Genomic DNA, 20,665 nt, shown 5'->3' on the forward strand with positions numbered 1-20,665 from the left:
GCCAAGAACGCTGGCAATGTGTGGTGACGGTTATTTGTATGGATGACAACGAAAGCCAGAGCGAGACAAACGCGGAGACGGACAGGAAGACCGTCCGTGTGCCGACCTATCTCGAACTGGCAACCGAGCTCGAGGCCAAGATCCGCTCCGGCGAATTGCAACCCGGCAGCCAGCTGCCGCCGCAACGCGACCTGGCGCGCGAGCGGGCACTCAACGTCTCGACAGTCACACGCGCTTATCGCGAGCTGCAGAACTGGAGCCTTGTCACCGGCAGCACGCGGCGCGGCACCATCGTCAATGCCGAGAGTGCGATGCCGCGTGTCGACCGGGCATCCAATCCCTCGGGGATCATCGACCTCACGGTCAACAGGCCTGCCGTCGACGACTTCCAGCAGCGCCTGGCCGAAGAACTGCCGAAACTATCGTCCGACAAGCGCTTCCGCGAGCTGCAGGAGTATCAGCCGCCGGAAGGCCCGGCCTGGGCCCGTGCGGCCGGGCGACGCTGGATAGGCCTCAACGGCTTCGACCCGGCCGCCGAGGACATTGTCGTCACCTCGGGCGCACAACATGCACTGCTGGCCGTCATCAGCGCATTGATAGAGCCCGGGGATGTCGTCGTCTCCGACCGCCTCACCTATTACGGCCTGAAGGCGCTGGCGCAGATGTACCGGTTCCGGATCGTCGGCGTCGATGCCGACGACGAAGGCATGTCGGCCGAGCAACTCGACAGCGTCTGCAGGCAGGAACGGGTGAAGGCTGTCTTCACCGTGCCGTCGATGCACAATCCGACCGTCGTCACCATGAGTGACAAGCGGCGGCGGGAGCTGGTGGATATCGCGGCCCGCTACGATCTCGCCATCATAGAAGACGACGTCTATGGCCCGATGCTCGGCAACCGCCAGGCCGCCATCATCACGCGGGCACCGGAACGCACCTACCACATATCAGGGCTTTCCAAGGCGCTCGCGCCGGGCCTGCGCGTCGGCTACCTTACCTGCCCGCCGGGCAAGGCGGTGATGATGGCAGAGGCGGTCCGCACCACCGCCTGGATGCCGGCACCGCTGCCGCTGCTGATCGCCACGAGGTGGCTCGAGAACGGCACGGCCAATTCCATCCTCAAGGCCCAGCTGGCCGAACTCAGGGCGCGCCATGCCCTGGTCATGTCGATCCTGGCAGGCCATTCCTTCAATGCCGATGCACGCTGCATGTTCATCTGGCTGCGCCTTCCGCCGCCCTGGCGCGCCGAGGATTTTGCCACGAATGTCCGTGCCCATGGTGTCGCCGTGATGCCGTCGACTGCCTTTGCCAGCGACCGCGAGGCTGTCGAGCACGCGGTCCGCGTCAACATCGGCTGCGCCACCTCGCGCGAGGAACTGGCGACGGCGCTGCGCATCATCGCCTCGACGCTGGCCGACCGACCGCGTTCGCTGTTCGGGAGCGTCTGAGATGAGCGAGCTCGACGTGGATCTCGAGGTCGCCCCCCTCCCCGAGGCCGAACGGCGCGACGTTGTCGTCATTGGCGCCGGCCTCGTCGGGCTGTGCTCGGCGATGTGGCTACAAATGGCCGGACACAAGGTGACGCTTGTCGACCGCGAGCCGCCGCTGCCGGGCAATGCATGGGAGCAGGCCTGTTCCTTCGGCAATGCCTGCACCGTTGCCCCGCAGAGCATCATTCCTGTCGCGACCCCGGGCATTGCCCGCCAGGTGCCGGGCATGCTCGCCGATCCGCTTGGCCCGCTGGCAATCGTCTGGCGCTACCTGCCGCAATTGGCACCATGGCTGCGCGCGTTCCTGGCCGTCAGTTCCAAAGCCGAGGTCGAGCGCATTTCAGCAATCCTTGCCGGATTGCTTGGACAGGCCGACGCGGCATGGCGCCCGCTCGTCCGGCAGGCTGGTGCCGGGCATCTGGAACAGCGCAAGGGGGTTCTCTACCTCTACAAGAGCGAGAAGGAAAAGCTTGGCGCAGAGACCTTCAACCGGCTGCGTGAGCGGCATGGCGTCAGGCTCGAACGGGTCGACGCCAGCACCATCCGGGAGCTCGAGCCCAACCTCGCGCCGCATTACCACAGCGGCACCCTCTACAACGACGCCTACACATTCTCGAACCCGAGAGCGCTGGCTCAGGCACTCGCACTGGACATCGTCGGCCGTGGCGGGCACTTCGTCAGCGGTGAGGCAGCGCTGAAACCGCTGGCTGACGGTGTCGAAATCCGTGTCGCCGAACAGACGATCAAGGCGGATCACGTCGTTGTCGCCGCCGGCGCCTGGTCGGCGCAGCTCGCGCGCCAGATAGGCGACCGGATTCTGCTGGAAACCGAGCGCGGCTATCATGTGCTGTTCCCGGACGCAGGCGAACTGCTCGGCCGACCGGTCTGCTACACGGCCCATGGCTTCTACATGACGCCGATGGCCGACGGCCTGCGCGCCGCAGGCACGGTCGAACTCGGTGGCCTCAAGGTGAAGCCGAACCGTGCCCGCGCCGACGCCATCGCCCGCACCGTCGAAACCCTGCTGCCGGGCGCCGGACATGCCGGTTCGCGCTGGATGGGTTTCCGCCCGTCCCTGCCCGATTCATTGCCTGTCATAGGTCATTCGCCCCGGGCCAGGCGTGTCACATATGCATTCGGCCACGGTCATGTTGGCCTGACGCTCGCAGCAATCACCGGCCGGCTGGTTGCAGGGTTGGTCGGGCGCGAGCAGGTACCCGACCTCGATGCGTTTCGGCCGGACCGGTTCAGCTGGCTGGGCGGCCGCAACACCCCGGTCGACCGCTCCCGATAGCGGCTGCAGCGTTGCAGCCTTGTTCATAAGGCCGCGCTCCGGGGGCTTGGAGCGCGGCCTCGTGCTGTGCGTTGTTGTCGTGCTTGCCCCACGTCAGAAACGCACTGCGAGATCGGCCTTGAAGCTCTGGTCGACGGCGCCGCCGCCGAGCTGGCCTGTGTAGGAAAGTCCGAGCGTCGCTGCCGGCGACAGGTCGAAGTCGACGCCGGCCTCGACCACGACTGCATCCCTTGCAACCGGGGCGCCGGCGATGGTGAATGCGTTGCCGCCGGCAAAGGCGACCGACGTCAAGGGCGTGATCTCGCCGAAGGCATGCCGCCAGCCGACCATGCCGCGCAGCGTGGCTTTGGCATCGCCCAGCACGACATCCCTGCTGGCCCTGACGCCGAGCGTCGCAAAAGTCGTCTCGGTGGTCGAAGCGGATGCGGTCAGCGCCGCCGGACCGCCCTTCTCGGTGAAGCCGTCAGTCCTCACATTGATATAGGCAAGGTTCGCAAACGGCTCGACGATGGCGTCGCCGCGCTCCAGGCGATAGCCGGCTTCGGCGAAGACCTGGGTGGTGGCCGCGTCATATTCGGCAGTCAGGTTGTCCGAGAAGCCGCCGAAGGCGACCTTGCGGCTGGTGTCGATGCTGTTCCAGCTGTAGGCGGCACCGCCGCGCAGGCCGAACGCGCCCCACTGCCCACCGGCGAAGACGCCGGCATGATAGCCGTCGCTGCTGCCATTGGACTTCAGGGCATCGGTATCGAACGAGCTGTGGCTGTAGCCGCCGAAGACGCCGAGGCGGATGTTGTCGCCGAACGCCGCATCGGCCCCCGCAATGAGGCCGCCGGTGGTGCTGTCGAAGCCCGACGCATTGCCGTCGCTGCTTATGTTGCTCCAGGCGCCATAGGCCTGCGACCAGAACGCCATGCGCTCGGTCGCCGCATCGGCGAGCTCCAGACCGCCGGGCCCGTATGCCATGACCGGCAGCGCCGCCGGCACGACGTCGCCGAAGGCCGCGCGGATACGGTCATTGGCGGCATTGGCGAGGAAGCGGCTGTCCTCGGCCAGCATTCCGCTCACCGAGCCATGGATTTCGCCCGACAGTGAATCGAGCGCCCTGCGGGCACCGTCCTCGTCGAGGTTGACCATCGCCTTGTAGATCGCATGCTTGTTGTCGAGCGCCTCGGTTGCCTTGCCGGTGGCGAACTGATTGCGGGTCAGCGCGATGTCAGAGAACTTGATGTCGTTGCGGTCGAGCGACAGGCCGACGGAGTTGGCGGTGTAGGTCAGTGTCGGCGTCAGGAACGCCAGGTTGGTGGTGACCGAGGCAAACTGGCCAAAGACGCCGGATGCCGCGGTCAGGATCGTATACTGCGTCGACGGTGCGTAAGTGCCGCTGCCCGCGAGCACCCGCACGGCGCCGCCCGACATCGTGGCCTTGCCCTCGACCTCGAGCCTTCCCGACCTGGTGGTGTCGACGTCGACCTGGAAGGTCGAGCCCGAGGCGAAGCTGGCGTCGCCCTTGACGGTGAGCTTGCCGAGATTGCTGCCGGCCGCGACCGTCGCCCCCGAAAGCGCCGTGATCTTGCCGACCGTACCGTTGCCGCCAAGCGCCGCGCCCCCTTCTACCGTGACGCTCGACGCCGCCAGCGAGCCATCGACGGCGAGCTTGCCGGCACTGACCGTGGTGGCGCCGGAAAGCAGGCTGATCCCGGTCAGGGTCAGTGTTCCCGTGCCCGACTTGGTGAAGGTGCCGGTGCCGTTGATGACATTCGCCATGCTGGCATTCGTGCCCTGGTCGACGATGAGGGCCGCATCGTTGAGGATCGTGCCGGTGCCGAAGCTCGTCGCCGAGCCCGACAGCGTGCCTGCAGAGATGGTGGTGCCGCCGGTGTAGGTGTTGGTTCCCGTCAGCACGGTCTTGCCGGAGCCGACCTGCCTGACCGACCCGCTGCCGGAGATCGCGCCGGCAAGGGTCATGAGGTTCGACCGGTTGAGGGCAAGCACGGCATTGTTTTCAATGGCGCCCGATATCGAGCCGCTTGTGCCGCCGCCACCCAGCTCCAGCGTGCCGGCGCTGATCCTGGTGCCGCCTTCGTAGGTGTTGGCGCCAGTCAGGATCAGCTTGCCATCACCGGTTTTGGTGAGCTTGCCCTGGCCCGAAATGACACCCGAGGCCGTAAGATCGTCCTCCGTGTCGAAGGTGCCGCCCGCCAAGCGCAGCTCGATGCCGCGCGCGGTCGTCATCTCGGCCGTGTTGGTAAGGATGCCGCCGAGAAAGACCAGGCCGCCGGAGGCAGCACCGAGATTTGCGTCGGACGAAATCGACAGCGTGCCGCCCTTGATGACCGTGCCGCCGGCATAGGTGTTCGCACCACTCAGGACCAGGGTGCCATAATCGTCCTTGACCAGACCGCCCGATCCGGTGAGCTCGGACTCGATGGTGGCGGTGGTGCCGGCGCTGGCAACGGTGCCGTCGCCGACGCGGATGGTCGTCGCCGCATCGGCAAGACCGATTGCGTCGCCCTTGATGGTGTAGCCGCTGGTGACAAACTGCATGCCGGTGACGGCGATGTCGCCCTCATCGTCTTCGACGGTCACCGTGCCGGCAGTGCCCTGGAAGATGGCATAGCCGGGCCTTGGCGCCATCGCCGCGTTGTAGGCGCCGTCCTGGCGCGTCCAGTTGCCGCCGCCGGCACTCCATGTGCCGTCGCCGCCGTCGATGATGCCGTTGTTGAGATTGGCATTGGCGCCGCCGTCCCAGAACGACAGGGCCGTGCCGCCGGTGTTGATCAGGTTGACCTGGCTGGCCACCTGCGTCTGGATGCTGAGGTCGCTGGCCTGGAAGGCCCCGGGCACCGTGCCAATCACCAACCCGTTGTCGACAAGCGTGCCGCCATAGTTGATCAGTCGGTAGATGCCGGCGCCGAAATCATTGCCGCCGCTGACGTTGAGCGTGCCATCGAGCGTCAGGTTGCCGTCGACGTCGATGCGGTCGCTGTCTTCGCCCAGCTCGAAGTCGAGATTGGCGCCGCTCCGCAGCAGGAGCGAACCGACTGACAGTGTGCCCTTGCCGGCGCCGGGCGCGATATGGCCGCCATCGGAGACCGTGACGCTGCCGGCGATGGTGCCCGAACCGGACAGTGTCGCCCCGCTGTCGACAGTGACGGCGGTGCCACCAAGCTTGCCGTTGACCTGGAGCTCGCCTGCATTGACCGAGGTGTCACCCGTGTAGGTGTTGTCGCCGGACATTGTCTGCTTGCCCGTTCCCTGCTTGGTGAAACCGCCGGTGCCCGACATGACGCCCGAGAACTCGGTGTCGTTGCCGTTGCCTGCCGTCAGCGTGCCGCTGCCGAGCTTGACGTTGCCGGCCCCGGCCAGCGAGGCAATGGCCTGGTTGTGGCCATTCAGGTCGAAGGTGGCCCCTGAGCCGACGCTGACGGCGCTGGCCGAGTCGATCGTGTTCGCTGCCCCGGCCCTCAGCGTGCCGGCATCGACCTTGGTGGCGCCCGTATAGGCGTTCGCGCCCGACAGGGTGAAGGTGCCCGTGCCTTTCTTGATCAGCCCGCCCGTGCCGTTGATGATGCCGGAAAAATTGGTCCAGCTGTCGTCTCCGCCAGTGGTCAGGGTGCCCGCGCCCAGCGCCACCCCGCCCGCGCCGGTGAGCGATCCGATGATCTGGTCGTAGCCGTCGAGATCGAGCGTGGCGCCGGAGGCGACGTCGATGGAACTGCGCGAGGAGAAACTGTTGGTCGCGCCGGCCTTGAGCCTGCCGGCGTCGACCCAGGTGGGACCGGTGTAAGTGTTGGCGCCGCTGAGCGTGAAGACGCCGGTTCCCGCCTTGCTGAGGCCGCCGCTGCCTGAGATGACACCCGAGAATTCCGTGGAGCCGTCATTGCCGCCCGTGGTCAGGTAACCTGCGCCGAGCGTGAGCGAACCTGCCCCGGCGAGCGACCCGATGGTCTGGTCGAAGCCGTCGAAATCGAGCGTCGCGCCGGCCTTCACGGTTACGGCGCTGTCGAGATCAAGCGCGCCCGAATTGCCGGCCTTGAGCGTGCCTTCACTGACCACGGTGTCGCCGCCATGCTGCATGGCCTTGACCACGAGCGTGCCGTCGCCGGTTTTTTCCACGGCGCGCGGTTCGCTGCCACCGCCGAGAATGTAGCCCGAATGCGTCGCCGTGCCCGACGCGACCGACAGCACGGTGTTTTCCTGCTGCAGGATCATGGTGTTGGCGAGGTCGACATCGGCGCCGTAATCGAGGCCGCCGCCGAACATCATCAGATAACCGGTGCCGGCGGCCGAGCTGTTTTCGACGCGCAGCGTGCCGGCGTTCATGTAGACGATGCCGTCGAAACCGCTGCTGTCGCCCGAAAGCGTAAGCTTGCCGGCACCATACTTCTTGAGATCGCCTGAACCGCTGATATCGCCGCCGAAGGAGGAGTCGTCGGAGCGATCGAACACCAGTTGCCCGGAGTTGCTGACGTCCCCCGACAAGGTGCCGCTGGTCTCGGTGTCGCCGATCTGCAGGACGCTGCCGCTGTCGATGGTGGTGCCGCCTGAGTGGCTGACATCGCCGCTCATCACGACGATGCTGTTGCCGGTGACCAGAACCGTTCCGGTACCCGAGATGTCGCCTTCGAACTCGCCATTGGCGACCGTGTCGTTGAAGACGAGCGCGCTGTTGTTGAACACGTTGCCCTTGATCGAACCACCATTGCCGATCTGCAGGGTGCCGGCGTTGATGTAGGTGCCGCCGGTGTAATAGTTGTAGCCGGTCAGCGTGGTCGTGCCGGTGCCGTTCTGCTCAAGACGGCCGGTGCCCGCGATGTAGCCGTCGAACACCAGGGCGTCGTCGGAGCGGTTGAACGCCAGCACGCTGTTGTTGATGATGTCGCCGGCCACCGAACCCGACGTGCCGCCATTGCCGATCTGCAGGGTGCCGGCCGAAATGGTCGTCTTGCCCGTGTAGGTGTTGTCTGCTGCCAGCACCAGCGTGCCGAGGCCGAGCTTGTCGAGACTGGTCTTGTCGCCGTCTGCGATTACCGACGAAATGACAGCCTTCACGCTGCTGTCGGTGTTGATGAAGCTCGCATCCTCATTGTCGTAGGGATTGCCCGACAGGGCCAGGATGCCACCGGTCAGTGAATAGCCGTTCGTCGCGAACTGCAGCCCCTGGAAGGCAAGCGTACCGCTGACCGTGACCGTGCCGGCCGTGCCCGCGAAGACGCCGACCTCGCCGCGCCAGCCGTCGTTGAAGTTGGCCTCACCCGGAGCGCCGGTCCAGTTGCCGTTCGAGGCATTCCAGGTGCCGCTGCCGCCATCGACGGTGCCGTTGCCGGTCAGGTCCGAGCCATCCCAGAACTGCAGCAACTGGTCGCCGTTGCGGATGAGCAGGTTGACCTGGTTGGCGACCGCCGTGCTGATGAAGGCGTCCGTCGGCAGCGTGTCGAACGAGCCGGTGACCGTGCCCGAGACGTTGAACAGTCGGTAATAGCCGGTCACGGCATCCGGCGTTTCCAGCGTGCCGCCGAGGGTCAGGTCGCCGTTGACGATGACGAGGTCGTTGGTCGGACCGCCGGCCACGCCCGATGTGCCGAGCTCGAACACGCTGGTCGAGCTGGCGTCGAGCGTGAGGTTGCCATCGACGGTCAGCGTGCCCGGGCTGTTGCCGGCCGAGAGCGTGCCGTAGACATAGGTGCTGCCGATCGTGCCAGCGCCGCCGATCGCGCCATTCGCCCCGACGGTGATGCCGGAGGACGAGGCGATGGACCCGTTGACCACCAGCTTGCCGCTCGTGACGCTGGTCGTACCCGTATAGGTGCTGGTCCCGGTCAGGACGGTCGTGCCCGAGCCCTCCTGCCTGAACTGGCCGTCGCCCGAAATGACGTCGTCGATGGTGACGACATCGGAGCGGTTGAAGGCGATGGTGCCGTAGTTCTCGATCCCGCCGCTGCCAAGCGTGCCCGACGTCGCCCCGTCGCCGACGACGAGCGTGCCGCCGGTGATGGTCGTGCCGCCGGTGTAGCTGTTGGCCCCGGTCAGCGTCATCTTGCTGTTCTGGCTCTTGACCAGAGAGCCACTGCCGCTGACGACGCCGCCATAGGTGGTTTCGTCGGAGCGATTGAAGGCAAGCCGGCCGTTGTTTTCGACGTCGCCTGCGATCCAGCCGGTGGTCGAGCCTTGGCCGATCTGCAGCGTGCCGCCCGAGATTTTGGTGCCACCGGTGTAGGTATTGTCAGCGGCCAGCGTCGTGGAGCCGGTGCCCTTCTGCTCGAACCCGCCGCTGCCGCTGATGACGCCGCTCAGCATAGTCGATGCGGCACGGTCCACGACCAGCTTCCCGTTGTTGGTGACAGCGCCGGCCAGCGCCCCACCGGCGCCGCCATTGCCGACCTGCAGCGTCGCGCCGGTGATGGTGGTGCCGCCCGTGTAGCTGTTGGTTCCTGCCAGGACGAGCGTTCCAGTGCCCGTCACGTTCAGCGCGCCGGCGCCGCTGAAGCCGCCCATCCAGGAGGTCAGGCTGTTGCTGCCGAGCGCAATCGTGCCGCCGCCTGCCCCGATCGTACCCGAACGGGTCATGTTGAAACTCGACCCGACGTCGAGCGTGCCGCCGTTGAAGTTAAGCGCACCGGTGCCCAGGTTCTCGTCGGCGACGACGGACAGCGTTCCACCGGCAAGCGTGGTGCCGCCGGAATAGGTGTTTGTACCTGACAGCGCCAGCTTGCCGCTGCCGCCGACGGTGAGGCCGCCTGCGCCACTGAGCACGCCCGAGAGCGACAATGTCGTGTCGGCAGCCGTGGTGATCGTACCCGAACTCGACAGGCTGACGGCCCGGCTGATGGTCGAGGTGGTGGTCGAGGCGAGCGTGCCGCCGGCGAACGTCAGCCCGCCGGTGCCCAGCGTGCTGTCGCCGGCGATCTCCAGCGTGCCGGAGCTGAGTGTGGTGCCGCCGCTGTAGCTGTTGGTTGCATTGGTGAGCTTCAGCGTGCCGGCGCCGTTGACGTTGAGCGCGCCGGTGCCGGTGATCTGGCCTGCCTGGGTCAGCGTCGTTCCCGAGGCAGCCGCCAGTCCTCCGCCCGGGCCCGCAAGCACGATGCTGCGGTTGGCGGTCGTGGTGCCGCGCGTCTCGAGCGTCCCGCCCTGCAGCGTGAGCACGCCGGCGGCATTGCCAAGGCTGGAGTCGTCGAGGATCGAGAGCGTTCCGCCAATGAGCCTGGTGCCGCCGAGATACGTGTTTGCGCTGCTGAAGACGACCTTGCCGACCCCGGACACTGTGAGCGCACCCGCTCCGCTGAGCAGGCCGTTGTAGGTCAGCGTCGCCCCCGCCGACGCCGCGAGCCCGCCGCCTCCGGAACCGAGCGTTGCGTTGCGGCTGGTCGTCAGCGTCGATGTCGCCTGCAGGGTGCCGCCGTCGAAAGTCAGGTCCCCGCTGCCGAGGCTAGCATCCGACGATATGGCGAGGGTGCCGGCGCTGATGACGGTGCCGCCGCTGTAATCATTGGTTCCGCTCAGCGTCGCCGTGCCGGTGCCGGTCTTGTAAAGCGCTGCCGCGCCTCCGAGTTTCGCTGCGAAGGAGCCGGTATCCAGGTTGAAAGCGCTCGACGCCTCGATGGTTCCGGCGCCGGTGGCGCTGCCGCCCAATGCGGTGAAGGTGCCGACGGAGAGCTTGCGTCCGGCAGCGATGTCGACCGTGGCGCCGGTGCGATTGACCAGCTCGCTGATGCCGGACAGGCTGCCGCCCGACAGCGACAGCGTGCCGCCATCGTTGTTGAAGATGCCGGCGCCAATCACATCGCCATTCTTGACGTTGAACTGCCCGAGATTGGTCACCGCCCCCCAGCTGGACTTGACCGTCGCGGTGCCGTTGAGATTGAGAACCGATCCGGCATAGTTGAAAAAGCCGGTTCCCGCGTCGATGATGCCCTGATCGGCAACGTTGATCGTGCCTCGGTTGTTGAATTCGGCATAGGTGGTTTCGAGTTTCGCTCCAGAGCCGATATTGATCGTTGCGTAATTGGTGCCGGCGCCGAGGCTCAGCCACCTCGATGCACCGAGCGTGACCAGGCCATAGTTCTGCAGGTCGTGGATCGCCTTGGCATCGTTGGCAGCCGTGCTGCCTTCGACCTTCATCTCGGCCCCGCCGTCCACCAGTATCCAGGTCGGGCGCGTGCCGCCCGAATAGTTGCCCGAAATCGTGGTCGTGCCGGCGCCCAGGTGGATCGCGCCCTGTACGGTGCCCTGGTTGGGTGCGGTGCCCAGGCTGTTGACCCTGTTGGTGCCGCCTGTGATGTAGATCGCGTCCTGACCGTTGTCGGCTCGCCGGATCGCCCCCGCAGTACCGATGGTGATGTCGAGATTCTGGCCGCGAATACCGACGCCCGCGCTGCCGTTGGCGGCCTTGTTGGAGCCCCAGCCGCCGCCGGAGCCGCCACCACCGGGAGCAACATCGCCATTGACGATAATCGTTGCGCCATTCGGATCGGTGACGGAGATGCCGTGGCCGCCATGGCCGCCGGCGCCCATGTCGCTGGCTCGCAGGGCGCCACCCGGCCCGCCATTGGTATTGCCTTCGGTCCCGTCGCCGCCGGCTCCTCCGCGCACAAACACGCCGGCGCCTACGGTTATGGTCGCAGCGCCACTGGTGCCGCCGACGAGAATACCGCTGCCGCCACCGCCGCCACCGCCGCCACCGGCAATCGAAGTGCCACCGATCTGGACACCACCGTAACCACCCTTGCCGCCAATGCCGCCAGACGAATTCTGGCCGACAGTGACGTTGCCGGAGTTGATGACCAGCCCCGCGCCGCCGCCGCCTCCGCCACCGCCGCCGCCCGCACCGTTGTAGCCGGCGCCACCGCCGCCGCCGCTGTCGGCAGCACCTCCACCGCCGCCGCCAAACCCCGAAGTACCGCCGTTGCCGCCGCTGCTGCCGGAAGGTTGGCCGTTGCCGGACTGGCCGCCGCCGCCGCCGCCGCCGCCAGCAGCCAAGACCGCCGGGAGGCCGGTACCTCCGGCCCTGGTGCCGGAACCATTGCCGCCAGCTCCGCCATCATTGCCCCGTGTCTGCGCCGATGCGGACTGGATTGCGGGCGACAGCACCAACGGCGCGACAAGCGCCGTGCAGGCAAGCAAGGCGAAGCGGTAGCGGCCGTAACAGGAAGGCCCTGCCGCCCTGCCGGCGGCCTGGCTCCGAGGCTCCGGCGCGACACGTTCGTCATGGCCGGCGTTCGGTCGGCGGCTGCGGATGCTGCTCACGTGGTCTTCCCTGGCTCGCGGACGCAGACCGTCAGCCGGCGAAGCGCAAAGCTCCGCCACCGCCGAAAACAGCAGGGCTGTCGGTCGCAGGTCACACTGATTTCAAGTTCACTGCGGCGCTCGCCCCAAAACCCCAAGCACCGACGCGCCGGACCCTATGCCTGCCCAAAAATGCGGTCAATTGTTAGAGGTTGACTATTATTGGGGCCATTTTTGCCAGCATTCCTAGATGCTTAAGCAAAATCTAATGCATCGAATACAGCGGTCGCCGCGATGCCTACCAGTTCCCAAACAAGGTGACGCTTGGCGTCGATGCCGATGCTGCGTGGAGCGATGCAGACTACAGAAGCACGGTTTTCAACCCGGCAGGACTTACCGGTCGGAAATCCAGATGCGCTGGATATCGACGCGGTCGGAGCTGCCAGAATTCGGCTTGGTTATGCTGTTGAGCGGTTCTGCCCTATGTCGCCGACGGTGTCGCTTTCGCGGGCGCATAAGACGATATTCGCATAGGCGTAGCGTGCAAGTTTTGATCGGATCATCGGGCGCGACCCGATGATCGGCCGGAGAAAGCTGTCGAACCGATCCGCGCCGAATGCTCGTGCGGCTGCCGCGACATCGGCAGTTCAATAGACATTCGCCGGCAGCCAGACTCAGCCATGGATGTCCCGGCGACAACGACCAAAGCGCGGCTTCGGGCGGGCGCCCGGGCGAAATCCCACCCTATCCCGCACTCGCCAGTGCAAAGTGATTGTCGCCGGCCCTCAGGACCTCGCGCCCATCCATGGCAGCAGCACGGCGGACGGCGTCGGCCTCTTCAGGATCGAGCCGCGAGGCCATGTCCGTGAAGCGACGCTCCGGGTCGGGAACGGCCGACAGCAGAAGCCTGGTGTAGGGATGCTGCGGGTTGTCGATGATCGAGCCGCAATCGCCCCACTCGACGATCTGGCCGCTGTACATGACCGCGATGTCCTCGGCGACATAGCGCGCGGTGGCGATATCGTGGGTGATGTAGAGGATGCCGAGGTTGCGGCTCGTCTTCATCTCGTTGAGCAGGTTGAGCACGCCGAGGCGGACGGAGACGTCGAGCATCGACGTCGGTTCGTCCGCTACCAGCACCTGCGGCTGGGCCGAGAGCGCGCGCGCAATGTTGACACGCTGGCGCTGGCCGCCCGAAAGCTCGTGCGGATATTTCGCGGCGACGATGGCAGGGTCGAGCTTCACCGCTTCGAGCTGCTTGTTCACCTCCGCGTCGATGTCACGGGAAGCGATGTCGGGGCGGTGCAGGCTCAGCGTGCGCTTGAGGTGATAGGCGATGGTGTGGACCGGGTTCAGCGAGGCGAACGGGTCCTGGAAGATCATCTGCACGGCGCGCCGGTAGGCGGCGAGATCGCGGCCGCGCAGGCCCGCGGTCGGCGCGCCCTTGAACAGCACCCGGCCGGCGCCGGGCATGTATTCCAGCATCGCCATGCGCGCGCAGGTGGTCTTGCCGCTGCCGGATTCGCCGACGATCGCCAACGCCCGGCCGCTGTTGAGCGAGAAGTTGATCGAGCGCGCCGCATGGACGGCAAAGCTGCCGTGACCGAACGACTTGCTGACGGCATCGAAGCGCAGAAGCGGTTCGCTCATCCCAGCACCCCTCCCTTGAGCGATGGGAACGACGCCCACAGCTTCTTGGTGTAGTCATGTTGCGGGCGACGGAAGATCTCGTCCGACGGACCCTGTTCGACGAGCTTGCCCTGCAGCATCACGCCGATGCGGTCGCAGAACTGCACCATCAGCCCGAGGTCATGGGTGATGAACAGCACCGAGAACCCCATCTGTCGCCGGAGTTCGTCGATGCGCTGCAGGATCTCGCGCTGGACGACCACGTCGAGCGCCGTCGTCGGCTCGTCCATGATCACGAGCTTCGGATTGAGCGCCATGCAGATGGCGATGACGATGCGCTGGCGCATGCCGCCTGAGAACTGGTGCGGATAGTCGCGCATGCGCTCGGGCTTGATGTCGACCAGCCTGAGCATCTCGGCGGTCCGCTCGCGCGCCTGCTTGCGCGTGCAGCGGTTGTGGGTGGCGAGCACGTCGTAGAACTGCTCTTCGATGCGCAGCACCGGGTTAAGCGAGTTCATGGCGCTCTGGAACACCATCGCCACCTCGCGCCAGCGGAAGTCGCGCAGCGCCTTGTCGTCGAGCCCGAGCACATCGCGGCCGGCGAGCCGGATTTCGCTGCCCTTGCGGATCAGCGCCGGCGGCCCGTGCAGGCGGCTGACGGCGAAGGCAACCGTGCTCTTGCCGCAGCCGGATTCGCCGGCGAGACCGAACACCTCGCCCGGGGCCACGTCGAAGGACACCTGGTCGACGGCGCGGAAGTCCTTTTCAGCGCCGATATAGTCGATGGTGAGGTTCTTCACCGAGAGCAGAGCTTCATTCACAGGCGGCCCTCCCCCGACTTGACCAGGCTTGCCCAGCGGCCGAGGCTGCTGCCGGTGCGCAGGCGCGGATTGGCGATCTCGTCGACGGCGAAGTTGAGCAGCGACAGGCCGATGCCCAAAAGCGCGAGCGCGATGCAAGGCGCAAGGATATCCCACCAGGCGCCGACCGACAGAGCCGAGGCCTTCTGCGCGTTGTAGAGCATGGTGCCCCACGAGATGACGTTGGGGTCGCCGAGGCCGAGGAATTCGAGCGTCGCCTCGGTGATGACGGCGAAGATCACGCTGCCGATGAAGTTGATGCCGACAATGGACAGCACGTTCGGGAAAATCTCGAAGGCCATGATGCGCCATTGCGGTTCGCCCATCATCTCGGCGGCCTTGACGAAGTCGCGCTGCTTGACCGACAGCGTCTCGGCGCGCGTGACGCGCGCGCCCCAGGCCCAGGACGTGATGCCGAGGATGACGGCGATCACCATGGGGCCGGCCTGGCCGACGAAAGCTGCGATGACCAGCAGCAGCGGCAGGTTGGGCACCACCAGCACCATGTTGGTGAGGAAGCTGATGACCTCGTCGGTCTTGCCGCCGCGATAGCCGGCGATGATGCCGAGCGCGGTGCCGACGACGGTTATCAGCAGGCCGGCGGCGAAGCCGACAGCAAGCGAGGTGCGGGCGCCGTAGATCAGCCGCGCCCAGACGTCCTGGCCGAGTCGCGTCGTGCCGAGTATGTGGTCGGCAGACGGCGGCTGGTGCGGCCGGCCGGTGCGGGCGGCAGGCGCATATTCGGTCAACAGCGGCGCAAAGATGGCGATCAGGACGATGATCGTCACGATCGTCAGGCCGACGGCCGCCTTGCGGTTGCGCTTGAGGCCAATGAGCAGTTGAGCCATGTCAGCCACTCCCCTTCAGGCGTGGGTCGAGCAGGACATAGGTCACGTCGACGATGAAATTGGCGACCAGCATGGCAGCCGTCATGACGAGCAGCTGGCCCTGGATCACGGGATAGTCGCGGGCGAGGATCGCCTGGTAGAGCGTGTTGCCGAGACCCGGATAATTGAAGACGACCTCGGTCACCAGCGAGCCGCCAAGCACGGTGCCCAGCGCAATCGCGAGGCTGGAGACGGCCGGCAGCAGCGCGTTGCGTGCGGCGTACCACACCATCACGCGCCGGTCCGACAAGCCCTTGGCGCGCGCCATGACGACATAGTCCTGGCCGAGCAGGTTGATCATGTTGTTGCGCATGGTGACGGTGAAGCCGCCTGTCAGGACCACGCACAGCGTAATCATCGGCAGAAGCGCGTGATAAAGCACGCTGCCGGCAAACTGCAGGGTAAAGGACGGATCGAGCGCCGGATCATGCGCATAGCCGGTCGGGAACCAGCCGAAGGTGAAGCCAAAGAAATAGAGCGCCACCAGCGAGGTCACCACGGCAGGGATCGAGGTGGCGAAGATCGAGCAGACCGATATGACCACGTCGATCCGGGTGCCGCGCCGCCACGCCGCGACCATGCCGAGGAAGCTGCCGAGGATGAAGCTGATGATGGTGGCGGTACCGACAAGCCCCACGGTCCAGACCAGCGCCCGGCCGAGCAGCTCGGTCACCGGCAGCGGGAAATACTTCACCGACATGCCGAGATCGCCGGTGAAGATGCTGGCGAGGTAGGTCAGGTATTGCTGCCAGATCGGCCCGTCGACGAAGCCGAAGGTGAGCTTCAGCGCCGCAAGGCTTTCCGGCGGCAGCTCCGTGGCCGCGCTCGAAAACATCAGCGCCACCGGATCGCCCGGCATCATGCGCGGCAGGAAGAAATTGATCGTCGCCGCCGCGATGAACGCGGCGAGGTAGAACAATGTCCGTCGGAGAAGGAATGGCATCGGCTCAGATTGGCAGGGCCGTTTCCGGCCCCGCCAACTCCCTAGTAGGACGTTACTTCACCGGGCGCAGGGCCAGGAGGTTCAGCAGACGTGCAGGATTGTTCCTGGTGATCGACGGATTGGCGAAGGCATTGTCCTTCGTCGACCAGCCGGTGAAGCGCGTGGTGTTGTACTGGTACCAGTTCGGGTTGTTGAACACCGGCGCCAGAGGCATGTTCTCGGCAACGATACGCTGCGCCTTGTTCATGGCCTCCTTCTGCTTCTCGAGGTCGGCGGTCTGGGTGAACTCCTTCACCAGGTTCTCGACTTCAGGATTGAACCAGCGCTGGGCTGTGAAGCGGGTCTTGCCCTTGTCGGCGGCCGTGAAGGCGCGCTTGTAGGGGTAGTAGGGCGAAGCCGATGCCGGCAGGCTGTTGATGGCGCCATCGAACTTGCCTTCGATCAGGCTCTGGGTCCAGACGGCCTCTTCCGGCGTCTCGATCTTGGCGTCGATGCCGACCGCCTTCATGTTGTCGACGGCGATGTTGACGGTGTCGATCCAGTCGGTCCAGCTTGCCGGCACGATGATCGAGAAGGCGAGCTTGGTGCCATCGGGATTCTCGCGCATGCCGTCGCCGTCCTTGTCGGCGTAGCCGGCCTCGTCGAGCATCGCCTTGGCGGCGGCCTCATCATAGGTGGCGTACTTGCCGAAGTCGGCCTTGACCGTCTCGTCGGACCAGCTCTTGTAGAGCTCGCCCATCAGGCCCGGATCCTCGTTCAGCGTCGGATAGCCGTAGCCGGCAATATCGATCATGCCCTTGCGGTCGAGCGCCATCGACACAGCGCGACGGAAGTTAAGGTCGGTGAACGCCTTCCGGTTGTTCTCGTTGGCCGTCTCCTGGTTGAAGATGAAGGCCACCATCGAGCTCGGCGAATACCAGTAGTGGAAGTGCTCGGGGTTCTTGGCGACGTAGACCTTTTCGATGTCGGGAATGAAGGACACACCCCAGTCCAGCGTGCCGCTGACGGTCGCGGTCAGGATCTGGTTGTTGTCGGCCAGCTGCGGGAAGCGCATGCAGTCGACCTTGAGGGTCTCGGCGTCCCAGTAGTGCGGGTTGCGGCACTGGTCGTAGGTCTGGCCGGTGAAGCGCGGCACCTCGGTCATCGGGCCGCTGCCGACGGGCTTCTCGTTGGCGTAGGTGACCGGGTCGGCGATGTCCTTCCAGACATGCTGCGGCACGATCGGAATCTGCGACAGGGTTTCGGCCGCGAGCGAGCTCGGGTTGTTCAGCGTGAAGCGGACCTTCTGGCCATCGACGACTTCGACGCCGCCGATCTGCGACCAGATGCTGACGAAATCGAGCGCCGGGAACTTCTTGAGCAGGTCATAGGTGAACTTGACGTCTTCCGAGGTAAACGGCTTGCCGTCCGACCACTTCAGGCCCGCGCGCAGCTTGAACTCGATGCTCTTGAGGTCGTCGGCAAGCTTGAAGCTCTCGGCCAGGCGGTAGACCGGCTTGTTGCTGTCGAAGCGGTTGAACACCACCAGCGGCTCGTAGATGAAGTCGAGCGTGCTCTGGCGCGCCGAGGCCTGGTTGAACGGGTTGAAGTTGCGCACCCAGGTCGTCGCCGGCTCGACATTGACGGTCAGGATGTTTTCGGCAGCAGCCGGCGCAATGCCGAGCAGAAGCGCCGAGATGGCGGTAAGTGTATGCAGTTTCACGTCAGTTCCCCTTTCAGTCGTATTGTCGTTGGTTTGGTAATCAGCGGTCTGCCTTCGGACGGCGGAGCATGCCTTCGTAGACACCCTTGTCGGGTGCCGGGATCGGAACGGCGCCGACCGAATTGACGTAGAAATCGACGGGTCCGGCATCGCCGATGATGGCGTAGGCGTAACCGTCGGCCTTGAGCGCTTCGAGGGCGGCGGCGAGCAGCGCCACGCCGACACCCCTGCCCCGAGCCTCCGGGCCAACACCGGTCGGCCCGAAAAAACCGCGCGCGACGATGTCGTAGCAGGCAAAGCCCAGGAGCTTGCCGTTCTCGACTGCGACGAGGCAGGCGACGGGCCGCCGCGCAAACGCCACCGTCACTTCGCTGGCCCAGTTGTCGCTGAAGTGTTCGCGCACCCAGTCGACGACCAGCGCCATCTCCGGCGCCAGCGCCGGGCGGATCGCCACGCCCGCCACATGGCGACGCGAACGCAGGTCCTCGAACTTTGCCGAATGGAGACTGACGAGCAGATCAGGCACCTTGTTTCTCCCTTGTCGATCCCAGCGCGCATCGGCTTCAGGCCGCGCGCCGGCTCGCGCTATTCCCAGTGTCCGTAGAGGTTGGGCATCAGGCCTGCCGTGGCCGCGAACCGGTCCCACGACTTCCGCTCCCATGGCGTCCACGCCGTCTCGGCGATGGCCGACAGGCGCGGGAAGACCAGGCGATCGAACACGGCGCGATCGGTCATGGACTCGCTCCAGATGCAGGCCTGGATGCCCTTGAAATGCTTGAGCTGTTCGGCGGTCCAGCCACCGACAGGGTCGAACTCGTAGGTCTCGCGCGGCAGCGGCGCTCCGGCCCAGCCAGCACCGGGCTCGTTCCAGTCGGTCGACTGGGACATGTCGAGATAATAGGCCTGCCCCGGGGCGACGACGATGTCGTAGCCTTCGCCGGCCAGACGACCGCAGATCGGCACGTCGCGCCAGCCGACAAGATACGAAGCGTCCTTGTCGAGCGCGCCGCCATGGGCGGCCTCCTGCCAGCCGCCGGTCACGCAGCCGAGCGACTTGATGAGCTCGTGGATCTCGCGGACGAACGCCGCCTGAAGGATCGAGGTGGTAGCGCCCTCGATGTCGTCGGCGCCGTCATGGTTGGTCAGTGTGTTGGTGAGGCCCGCATGCGAGCGCGCGGCATTGTCGCCGGCAAGCTGGCGCAGCATGTCGAGCGCCATCGGCGAACCGGACCAGGCGCCCAGCGGCACCTCGTCAGCGCCGATATGCAGCACCTTGGACGGGAACAGCTCGGCCAGCTCGCGGAACACCTCCTTGATGAAGGCCACGGCCTTCGGCTGCGCCGGGTTGATGCAATTGTTGGGCACGCCCTGAACCGAAGCGTATTCGCCTGTTTCGCCGGGATCGCGCAGTTCGGGCAACGCCTCGAGCAGCGCATAGCTGTGGCCGGGGATGTCGATCTCCGGGATCACATCGATGCCATAGCTGCCGGCAAGGGCTACGATCTCGCGCACCTCTGTCTGGGTGTAGTAGCCGCCGGTCGGCTGCGGGCCGGAACCCAGCATCGGCGGCACGGGCAGGCCATGGCCACGCCAGGCTGCGCGCGTGCACAGCTCAGGATAGGCCACGATCTCGATGCGCCACGCCTCGTCGTCGGTCAGGTGCCAGTGGAACTGGTTGAGCTTGTTCCAGGCCATGACGGCCAGGAACTGCTCGACCTCGCCGCTTGAGTAGAACTGTCGCACGACGTCGAGATGGCAGCCGCGGAAGCCCATGCGCGGAGCGTCCTCGATGGTGCCTGCCGCCGGGAAGACAAACGACTGGCGGTGGCGCCTGGCGCCACGCAGCGTCTGGCCGAGCGTGATCAGCCCATAGAGATAACCGGTGACGCCTGACGCCGTGACGACGACCTCGCCTTCGCTGAAATCGATGCGATAGGCTTCGGCATCGCCGCTGCGTTCGACCAGACGGACCGTGCGGCCGCCCTGATGGGCCTCGCGCACCAGCGCCTCGCCTGGAAACAGGCGCTGGGTCAAGTCGGCGAATGCCTGGCAGGCCCCGCGCTGGACCTGGGTTTCAGGCGCGAGCGCCAGCCCGTCGGGCGTCTGGCCCGGCACGATGGCCTCGACACTGCCCGGCCACGGGAGGATGGAGAGCGGAACCGGCGACGAGGCGGGATCGCCAAGGGTCGCAGTTCCGCGCCTGGGTGCATTCTCGACGACGGTCGAAACCGTAGGTTTCGTGCCGGCAACGACAATCGATCCGTCCGATTTCACGACATAGGCGCTGGTGGCGCCGTCGCTCCAATGCCGCAGCGGATAAGACAGCTGGCGGGCCGAGCACTCCCAGACGGCGCCCGGCTGCAGTACGAAGTCCTTGGGAGGTGCGACTTCGCTGTGATTGGAGAAACGGCGAACGAGACGGCCGTTTTCGATGGCCGCATTGGCTTCCAGCCGTGCCGGCCCGCTGAAGCAAAGGACGAAATCGGCGAGCGGCGCATCGCCCCTGTTGGTGAGACGCATCGTGTAGATCGGTGCCTTGCCCTCGCTGGCCGGCGTCCAGATCGTTTCGAAAACCAGGGAATGTGAAGGCTCGAAAGGCGCAGTCATCTCGTTCTCGTCCTCAAGTGATCTTTGCCGCAAT

At 65.9% G+C, this 20,665-nt stretch carries 10 protein-coding genes; 2 read left to right on the top strand and 8 right to left on the bottom strand.

The features are described 5' to 3' along the window. Positions 1 to 38: 38 nt before the first annotated feature. Both B015_RS0118030 and B015_RS0118035 read left to right on the top strand, forming a co-directional pair. A complete protein-coding gene (locus tag B015_RS0118030; protein WP_018429130.1) occupies positions 39 to 1,445 on the top strand; it encodes a PLP-dependent aminotransferase family protein in 1,407 nt (468 codons plus the stop codon). 1 nt (position 1,446) lies between these two features. After that, on the top strand, positions 1,447 to 2,781 hold the full coding sequence (locus B015_RS0118035) for an FAD-dependent oxidoreductase (RefSeq protein ID WP_018429131.1): 1,335 nt from the start codon (positions 1,447 to 1,449) through the stop codon (positions 2,779 to 2,781). A gap of 93 nt (positions 2,782 to 2,874) precedes the next feature. On the opposite strand, the gene B015_RS33340 is transcribed toward B015_RS0118035, so the two are convergent. The 8 genes from B015_RS33340 to B015_RS0118075 form a co-directional block, all read right to left on the bottom strand. Beyond that, positions 2,875 to 12,024 carry an autotransporter-associated beta strand repeat-containing protein gene (locus B015_RS33340; RefSeq protein WP_157632781.1) on the bottom strand — a complete coding sequence of 3,050 codons (9,150 nt, stop codon included), beginning with the start codon at positions 12,022 to 12,024 and terminating at the stop codon, positions 2,875 to 2,877. A gap of 723 nt (positions 12,025 to 12,747) precedes the next feature. Further along, positions 12,748 to 13,653 (bottom strand): ABC transporter ATP-binding protein, encoded by a 906-nt coding sequence (locus B015_RS0118045; RefSeq protein ID WP_018429133.1) that lies wholly within the window; start codon positions 13,651 to 13,653, stop codon positions 12,748 to 12,750. After that, positions 13,650 to 14,453, bottom strand: a complete 804-nt coding sequence (locus B015_RS0118050) for an ABC transporter ATP-binding protein (protein ID WP_018429134.1) — start codon at positions 14,451 to 14,453, stop codon at positions 13,650 to 13,652. The genes B015_RS0118045 and B015_RS0118050 overlap by 4 nt, the downstream gene beginning before the upstream one ends. Then, positions 14,450 to 15,340 (bottom strand): ABC transporter permease, encoded by an 891-nt coding sequence (locus tag B015_RS0118055; protein WP_026227429.1) that lies wholly within the window; start codon positions 15,338 to 15,340, stop codon positions 14,450 to 14,452. Before B015_RS0118055 ends, B015_RS0118050 begins: the two co-directional genes overlap by 4 nt. A gap of 1 nt (position 15,341) precedes the next feature. Then, positions 15,342 to 16,322, bottom strand: coding sequence for an ABC transporter permease (locus B015_RS0118060; RefSeq protein ID WP_026227430.1), 981 nt, complete (start codon positions 16,320 to 16,322; stop codon positions 15,342 to 15,344). Positions 16,323 to 16,374: 52 nt separating this feature from the next. Then, on the bottom strand, positions 16,375 to 18,024 hold the full coding sequence (locus B015_RS0118065; protein ID WP_018429137.1) for an ABC transporter substrate-binding protein: 1,650 nt from the start codon (positions 18,022 to 18,024) through the stop codon (positions 16,375 to 16,377). Positions 18,025 to 18,064: 40 nt separating this feature from the next. Further along, a complete protein-coding gene (locus B015_RS0118070) occupies positions 18,065 to 18,550 on the bottom strand; it encodes a GNAT family N-acetyltransferase (RefSeq protein ID WP_018429138.1) in 486 nt (161 codons plus the stop codon). Between the two features lie 59 nt (positions 18,551 to 18,609). After that, positions 18,610 to 20,631, bottom strand: coding sequence for a beta-N-acetylhexosaminidase (locus B015_RS0118075; RefSeq protein ID WP_018429139.1), 2,022 nt, complete (start codon positions 20,629 to 20,631; stop codon positions 18,610 to 18,612). Between the last annotated feature and the right edge of the window lie 34 nt (positions 20,632 to 20,665).

This window comes from Hoeflea sp. 108 (assembly GCF_000372965.1).
GTDB lineage: Bacteria > Pseudomonadota > Alphaproteobacteria > Rhizobiales > Rhizobiaceae > Aminobacter.

Excerpts from the sequence above, each read along its gene's own strand:
- B015_RS0118030 (WP_018429130.1), top strand. The coding sequence starts at position 39 with ATGGATGACAACGAAAGCCAGAGCGAGACAAACGCGGAGACGGACAGG.
- B015_RS0118035 (WP_018429131.1), top strand. The coding sequence starts at position 1,447 with ATGAGCGAGCTCGACGTGGATCTCGAGGTCGCCCCCCTCCCCGAGGCC.
- B015_RS0118045 (WP_018429133.1), bottom strand. The coding sequence starts at position 13,653 with ATGAGCGAACCGCTTCTGCGCTTCGATGCCGTCAGCAAGTCGTTCGGT.
- B015_RS0118055 (WP_026227429.1), bottom strand. The coding sequence starts at position 15,340 with ATGGCTCAACTGCTCATTGGCCTCAAGCGCAACCGCAAGGCGGCCGTC.
- B015_RS0118060 (WP_026227430.1), bottom strand. The coding sequence starts at position 16,322 with ATGCCATTCCTTCTCCGACGGACATTGTTCTACCTCGCCGCGTTCATC.
- B015_RS0118075 (WP_018429139.1), bottom strand. The coding sequence starts at position 20,631 with ATGACTGCGCCTTTCGAGCCTTCACATTCCCTGGTTTTCGAAACGATC.